Annotated in this window: 2 protein-coding genes and 1 pseudogene; all 3 read left to right on the top strand. The window is 54.4% G+C overall.

Going from position 1 to position 1,173, the window contains the following annotated elements; genetic code table 11:
- Positions 1-131: 131 nt before the first annotated feature.
- Positions 132-386 (top strand): annotated as a pseudogene (locus F0155_RS23160) (DUF5131 family protein); the annotation flags it as partial.
- Positions 387-477: 91 nt separating this feature from the next.
- Positions 478-936, top strand: coding sequence for an IS66-like element accessory protein TnpA (gene tnpA / locus F0155_RS23155; RefSeq protein ID WP_192913873.1), 459 nt, complete (start codon positions 478-480; stop codon positions 934-936).
- Positions 917-1,173: IS66 family insertion sequence element accessory protein TnpB (gene tnpB, locus F0155_RS23150; RefSeq protein WP_150526925.1), on the top strand; the 257-nt coding region annotated here is incomplete at its 3' end. The genes tnpA and tnpB, both read left to right, overlap by 20 nt.

Raw genomic sequence — 1,173 nt, 5'->3', positions numbered from 1 at the left:
TCTGATCCTCCGTTTCCTAACTATAGGGGCGGACCAATTCAAAGGGGGAGGATCACTTAACCAAAATAAGCTTACCCATTCTAGTGTAAGAAATGTATAGAACAAATTGAGAACAGTTGTTAGGTTGTGATATGGCGCAGAGCTCTGAGATAGAATGGACTGATGCAACGTGGAACCCGATAACTGGTTGCACGAAGATTGGACCGGGATGTGACAACTGTTATGCTGCCCGATTTGCCGAGCGTTGGCGTGGTATTAAAGGCCATCCATACGAGCAGGGCTTTGATTTACGTCTGTGGCCAAGTCGGATCGAGCAACCGATTAAATGGCGAAAGCCACGGCTCATTTTTGTAAATTCGATGAGTGATCTTTTTCATAAAAAGGTTCCGGTTGATTTGTAAGCGCGAATTTCCCCGCACCTTTTGGCATTGAGTTCTGTGATGCATGAGGTGTCCACCAAAGATAGGTGGAGACCATTTGATGGAAGAAGATCAGAAGCTGAATGTTAGGCTGGTGGGCCGTGACGGTCGGCGTTGGTACGACCCGGCGTCGAAAGCGCGTCTTGTTGCGGCCTGTCTTGAGGGCGGCGTGTCGGTATCTCGGCTTGCGCTGGACCATGGGATCAATGCGAACCTGCTGCGGAAATGGATCAAGGCAGCCGAGGAGACCGGGACTGTGCAGTCATCTTCGACGCCGGCGTTTGTCCCGGTTTTGGCCGTGGATAGCAGCCCGCCGATGCCCAGCAAGCCGATGGAGGTTCCTCCCACGCGTGGTGAAGAGCAATTGGCGAAATTGGAGCGAATGAGGCCTTTGTCCTCTCCCGCGAAGGTGAGCGCGTCCTTGCCGAACGGGGTGAGGTTGACGCTTGAATGCGGTGATGCAAATGCGCTGTCGGCGATAATCGGAGCCTTGTGCGATGTTCACACTGGCCGCTGACGTTCAGGTCTACCTGCACCGCGAGCCGGTCGACTTCCGGGCGGGGATCAATAGCCTTTCGGTGCGGGTTCAGGAAACGATGGGACTGGACCCGTTTGCCTGTGGGGTGTTTGCATTCTGTAATCGCCGCCGCGACCGGATGAAGCTGTTGTTCTTCGATCGGTCCGGCTTCGTACTTGTGCTGAAGCAACTGAGCGAGGACAAGTTCCGCTGGCCCCGGCGCCAGGATACAGTGGT

It is taken from the genome of Roseibium sediminis (assembly GCF_008711325.1).
GTDB lineage: Bacteria > Pseudomonadota > Alphaproteobacteria > Rhizobiales > Stappiaceae > Roseibium > Roseibium sediminis.
The sequence above is the reverse complement of the archived record's forward strand: the minus strand, read 5'-3'. Positions and strand labels throughout refer to the sequence as shown.